The organism is uncultured Apibacter sp. (assembly GCF_946479295.1).
GTDB lineage: Bacteria > Bacteroidota > Bacteroidia > Flavobacteriales > Weeksellaceae > Apibacter.
The window spans coordinates 48288-54287 of record NZ_CAMLFD010000017.1; the positions used below are offsets into that span (position 1 = coordinate 48288).

3 protein-coding genes and 1 tRNA gene are annotated in these 6000 nt (G+C 25.9%); 1 reads left to right on the forward strand and 3 read right to left on the reverse strand.

Going from position 1 to position 6000, the window contains the following annotated elements:
* Positions 1–682: 682 nt before the first annotated feature.
* Together Q0T35_RS09640 and Q0T35_RS09645 are read right to left on the reverse strand one after the other, a co-directional pair.
* Positions 683–1090 (reverse strand): helix-turn-helix domain-containing protein, encoded by a 408-nt coding sequence (locus Q0T35_RS09640; protein ID WP_293919320.1) that lies wholly within the window; start codon positions 1088–1090, stop codon positions 683–685.
* Positions 1091–2467: 1377 nt separating this feature from the next.
* Positions 2468–4903 (reverse strand): heavy metal translocating P-type ATPase, encoded by a 2436-nt coding sequence (locus tag Q0T35_RS09645; RefSeq protein WP_295842821.1) that lies wholly within the window; start codon positions 4901–4903, stop codon positions 2468–2470.
* A 154-nt stretch (positions 4904–5057) separates the two neighbouring features.
* Between Q0T35_RS09645 and Q0T35_RS09650 the strand changes: the two genes are divergently transcribed.
* Positions 5058–5129: transfer RNA gene (locus Q0T35_RS09650), tRNA-Arg, on the forward strand.
* Between the two features lie 297 nt (positions 5130–5426).
* On the opposite strand, the gene Q0T35_RS09655 is transcribed toward Q0T35_RS09650, so the two are convergent.
* Positions 5427–5822: a helix-turn-helix domain-containing protein gene (locus tag Q0T35_RS09655; protein WP_295812724.1), complete on the reverse strand. Its 396-nt coding sequence runs from the start codon at positions 5820–5822 to the stop codon at positions 5427–5429.
* Between the last annotated feature and the right edge of the window lie 178 nt (positions 5823–6000).

Here is a 6000-nt window from a genome sequence, read left to right on the forward strand (position 1 = left end):
ATGTAATTACTATGACAAAGAAAACAAAATTCGAGTACTCATACCCTGAAATTTGGGTAAGCTCAAAAACCGGAAAACTTCAAAAAGGAAAAACTTAATCAAGATTGGTATATTCAATGCAAATTCAACGACCCTACAGCATTTAAGAAAAAATTTTTTTTAAACAATTTTTATATGACTGTAAAAGATAGGCCTAAAGAATACTTACAATATTAAAAAATATCGAAAAGTGAATTTGGTAGAACCATTGGTGTATCAAACGCTTATGTATCATCGATGAGAAAATTAATACAGTCTGATAAAATTGAAAGAATTTATGAACTTAATACTGACTGGCTTTTGGCGGGTAAAGTGAGTATTTTAAAATTAGTCAAATAATTTTACAAGCCGATTTGTTTTATTCTTCTAATCCCGTCTTCAATATTACAATATACTTATCTATATGAAGAAGCAAAAAGACAAAATCCAAACAAATATGCTCAATAAGCACTAAAGCCTAAAAAAAATATAAAATTTAGATAAAGAAACCAAAAGGAAAATGGTTTTATAGCCACTTTAAAAAAAGACGTAAAAAAAGAACATTTCAATAAAAGAGTACGAAAATAAGAAAGAATAATATCTATTTAGTACCTATTTATTTTGTATATGAATATAAAATTTAAGATCTTAGATAAAAATAATTTTATTTCTTCAACAACTTTTCTAATAATTCATCTTTTTCTTTTAGCATTCTTTCGTATAATTCTTGTTTTTCATTATAGAGTTCTATAATTTTTTCAATAGGATTAAATGTACAGTCGGTATAAGTTGAGTACATAAAACCATGAGTATTGTTAAAAGTATTAGATATAAAACTAACAGTAGTTTCATCATTAAAATTCTTGATAGCATCTACTGGCAATTTTAAAAACTTAGCTATTTTTTCTAAAGTATCTTCTTCAATTTCTTCCTTATTCTCTAGTTTTGATACAGCAGCTTGTGTTATATTTAGTTCAATTGCTAAAGAATCTTGTTTAATTCCTAACATTTCACAAAGTCTTTTTATGTTTCTTCCGTGATGTACTTTCTTGGGTGCTGTATCTATATTCATATTTCTTATTTTCTTATCTACAAAAATATAAAATAATCCGCTAAAAATAACTTATTCTTTTTCGGTTATCTTATTTTAACCAAAGTTATGAATTATTATATGGCTGTACATTTTCTTTACAAAAAATGTATTCGAAATGAATGAAGAAACAACTATAAATATATTATATCTAGTAAAAGATTATGAATATTTGGGATATACAAAAAAATTTATTATAGGAGTATTGTAAACTGCTTTAGTTACAGAAATTGTAAACCTCGAAATTATAGAACATGATAAAAGAATTTTATTTTTTAATTCAATTTTAATAAAAATCCTGAGTTTTCACTCAGGACTAATTTTAAAGACATATCAGGTATTCAACAAGACCTTTCATTCACTAAGTTAGATTAAGTATTAAATTAATACTTTACTTACTAATAAATATAAATTAATTTTTAACGAAATAGATTTTAGTAATTAATTCAAATAAAAATGGTACTTTATATTTTGTGAACATGAAATTATAAATATTTCAAAAAGATTTATTACGGAATTCCATAAAAATATAAGATTTTACTATTTGAAATAATTTTTTTATAAAACAAATAGTTATAAATAATGTATATATTTATTTTTATAATTTATGTTATTTCTGAATAATTATTTTTATTATAATATAAAAAAATATTATTATAATATTATAATAATAGTAAAAAACTTCAATTTTTTTTTTAAAATTAGTTAATAATTTTATAATTGAATCTTAATTAGCTCTTTTAGTAATTAATAGTCAAATAATTACTATATAAATTAATTCATAAAATAAAGTAGCATATAAAATAATAAATATAGATTTTAAACTTCTTATAAATAATTTTTGTTTAAAATTATTCTTTTTCTTATTAGCATTTATATAGATCATTTGTTTCAATAGTAATATTGAATCTATGCGGTATATTGATTGTTTTTTTATAAATTATAAAGTATTATTTTATAATATTTATATATGACAAATATTATATTTATATAAATAAAATAATGTCATATATTTGTATTATTAAAATACTAAATATTTCATTTAATTGTTACATCATATACATTAGTTTAACCTTTAAACACTAAACTTTATGAAGCATGTTAGACTTTCTATTTCATTACTCACATTAATTTATTTTATAGCAATGATTTGTGCAGTATATATAAGCATCGCTATATTAATTAAATAATAGAATATATGTAGATTAATTTTATTTTTTGAGTTTTGTATTATAGCCTCCTTTTATAGGAGGCTTTTTGTTTACTATTTATCTTTAGATCGTCTAAAAAAATTCTAAACCCCATATTAGGTTTATACCTATTAATTAATGGTTTATATTTCTAAGAGGTTTTGATCACTTAATTTCTAAATTTCAAAAGAAGACTGTTACTTACTACACTAACGCTACTTAAAGCCATAGCTGCACCGGCAATCATAGGATTTAATAAAAACCCGTTAATAGGATATAAAATTCCTGCGGCAATTGGAATACCGATAATATTATAGATGAATGCCCAAAATAAATTTTGTTTAATAGTTTTTACTGTTTGTTTAGATAATTTGATTGCTTCAGGTACTTTTAGTAAATCTCCGGAAATTATTGTCATTTTAGCAACTTCTATGGCAATATCAGAACCTCTTCCCATAGCTATACTTACATCAGCTTGAGCTAGAGCGGCACTATCATTTATTCCATCCCCAACCATGGCTACAATTTTAGATTTACGTTGAAGCTCTTTAATATATTCTATTTTATCTTGGGGTGAGACTTCTGCTTTATAAAAATTAATACCGGTATCTTTTGCAACATAACTAGCCGTTGCATTATTATCTCCGGTAAGCATATGAACTTCTATTCCTAAATTTTTTATTTCTTTAATAGCCTTTTGGGATGTTGATTTGATTTTATCTGATATAGAAATTGCCGCAAGTACATTTTTTTCATCGGCAAATAGTATAACCGTTGTTGATAACTCTAGTTTTGTATTTATCCAACTTTTGACCTCATCAGATAGATATATATTATTATTTTTTAATAAAGAATAATTTCCAATAAAATACTTTTGATTTTTATAAATGCCAATAATTCCTTTTCCTGATAAATTATGAATTTCCATATCAGATATAAAAGGAATATTTTCTTTATCAAAAAAATGTATAATTGCACCCGCTAAAGGATGCTCAGAAGATCTTTCAATGCTATATAATAATTGTTTCTTCTCTTCATGATCAGATGAAAACCATTTAATCTCTTCTACAAGAGGTTTTCCCTCTGTTATCGTACCCGTTTTATCCAATACCACGGCAGTGATATTTTTAGTAACTTCAAGACTTTCTGCATCTTTTATTAGAATACCTTTTTCTGCGCCTTTACCGATACCTACCATTATAGCTGTAGGAGTAGCTAATCCTAAAGCACACGGACAAGCTATAACTAATACTGTAACAAAACTTTGAAATCCAAAAATAAATCCTTGATTTCCTCCAAAAAGTATCCATAGTAAAAAAGAAAATACAGCAATAATAAAGACAGCAGGTACAAATATACCGGCTATTTTATCTACCAATTTCTGAACGGGAGCTTTACTTCCTTGAGCTTCTTGTACTGTAGTTATAATTTGAGATAAAAGGGTGTCTTTTCCAACCTTATCGGCGCAAAATTGAAAGCTTCCCTTTTGGTTAATGGTTCCGGCATATACATTAGCACCTTTTTCTTTTTCAACAGGTATTGGTTCTCCGCTGATCATACTTTCATCGACAAAGGAATTTCCAGAAATAACCGTTCCGTCTACGGCAATTTTTTCTCCGGGCTTAACCAAAATTATCATTCCGGGAGTAACAGATTTAATGGGAATTTCTTCTTGATTAGTGCCATTAATTATAACCACGGTTTTAGGTTGTAGCCCCATTAATTTTTTAATAGCCGAAGACGTATTACCTTTGGCTTTTTCCTCTAATATTTTACCTAATAAAACAAAAGTTATGACCACTGCTGAAGCTTCAAAATAGACATGAGGCTTTAATCCGTGACTTAACCAAAAAGAAGGAAATAAAGTATTAAAAATACTAAAAATATAGGCCGTTCCTGTACTTACTGCAACCAAAGTATCCATATTAGCAGTATGATGTTTAGCTTGATTATAAGCACCTTTAAAAAATTGTTTTCCAAATATAAAAACAACTGGAGTTGCTAATAACCACATAACATAATTTGACCAAGATTTATACATTAGTGAAGGAATCATTCCTATAATTAGTAAAGGAATAGAAAAAATCATTGCTCCAATAGTTTTCTTTTTTAGCGACTCATAATGACTTTTTTGTATGGCTTCTACCGAATTTTGAGAATCTTCATTTTGGTCGATAATAAGATTATATCCTGCTTCATTCAAAGATTCTTTCAAACTTTGCGGAGTTATTAGAGAAGGAATATATTCAATATATGCTGTTTCATTTGCAAAGTTTACATTAGCCGATAAAACTCCCGGTTGCATTTTTAAAATGTTTTGGCTGCTATTGGCACAAGAAGCACAACTCATGTTCATGAGCGGAAAATTATTTTTAACAATAGGAAATTTGTAACCTAGCTCTGTAAGATCAGACACAGCCTTAGAGATTGCTACATCTGGATATTTACTAGATAACTTGATTTTTTGCGAATTTAATTCCAAGTTATAAGAATCAATTTCTTTGATTGAATCTAAAACATTTTCAATTTTAGATAGATCAGATTTTTTAGTTAAATTTTCTAAAGGAATGTAATATATACTTTTATTTTTTGTAGAAGAATTCATAATTTTGCTTATATATAATAATAAAATTTATCATCTATTTACCTATACAAATGTAAGTTGAATAACTTAGGAGGGTGTTATACAATTCTGGAATAAATTTATAGTTCAAAATTTCCTTAGTTTTTCATACTTTTGCAAATAAATTTTAAAAATTGGCCTCATAGTTCAATGGATAGAACAAAAGTTTCCTAAACTTTAGATGTGAGTTCGATCCTCGCTGGGGCTACAATTTAAAAGGCTTAAATAATTTATAATTAAATATTTAAGCCTTTTGTTATTTTATAAATGCGGAAAAAAATAACGAAAAATTTTGATAAAGTATTTTAATTCAGAAATTTTTATCAGTCGTTAACCAGTGTTTTACTACCTCAACTTATGCTGAAAATTTTTATTATTCAGCTTTCTTTTTATTATGTACTTAATTTATGAGTACAAAAAAATGTCTTTAATATTTCAAAAGACGTATTCATTTTAAGTAATAACTTTTTTTAACAGAGTTTAAATATTGTTTAAAAACGAAATTCTATTTAATAAACTTTGCCAATAACTCATCTTTCTCTTTTAGCATCCGTTCATAAAGAGCCTCTTTCTCTGTATAAAGCTCTATTATTTTATCTATTGGATTGAATGTTGGATAATAATTGTTTCCAACTGCCGAATCGTGAAAAGTATTAGCTACAAAATTTAAAGCACCTTCATCATTAAAATTTTTGATAGCATCTACAGGTAATTTTAAAAATTCAGCTACTTTTTTTAATGTTTCTTCTTCTATTTCTTCTTTGCTTTCCAGTTTAGACACCCCTGCTTGAGTAATATTTAATTCAGTAGCTAAAGATTCCTGTTTAATTCCTAGCATTTCACGGAGTCTTTTTATATTCCTTCCCTGATGTACTTTTTTAGGCGCTATATCTGTATTCATTTTTTTATAATTTTTTCTTATTTACAAAGGTATAAAATAACTAACTAAAAATAATTTATTCCTTTTTTGTTGTTTTATATTCCTTTGTGTTATGGGTTATTCTATTGATATTCATTTATTTTGCATCTTATAAAGATAGCTGAAATATGATTATGACAATTCAAGAGATAAAAGAAAA

What these genes read in the sequence shown, in the direction of transcription:
- Q0T35_RS09640 (WP_293919320.1), bottom strand. Translation starts at nt 1,090, where the DNA reads ATGAATATAGATACAGCACCCAAGAAAGTACATCACGGAAGAAACATA.
- Q0T35_RS09645 (WP_295842821.1), bottom strand. Translation starts at nt 4,903, where the DNA reads ATGAATTCTTCTACAAAAAATAAAAGTATATATTACATTCCTTTAGAA.
- Q0T35_RS09655 (WP_295812724.1), bottom strand. Translation starts at nt 5,822, where the DNA reads ATGAATACAGATATAGCGCCTAAAAAAGTACATCAGGGAAGGAATATA.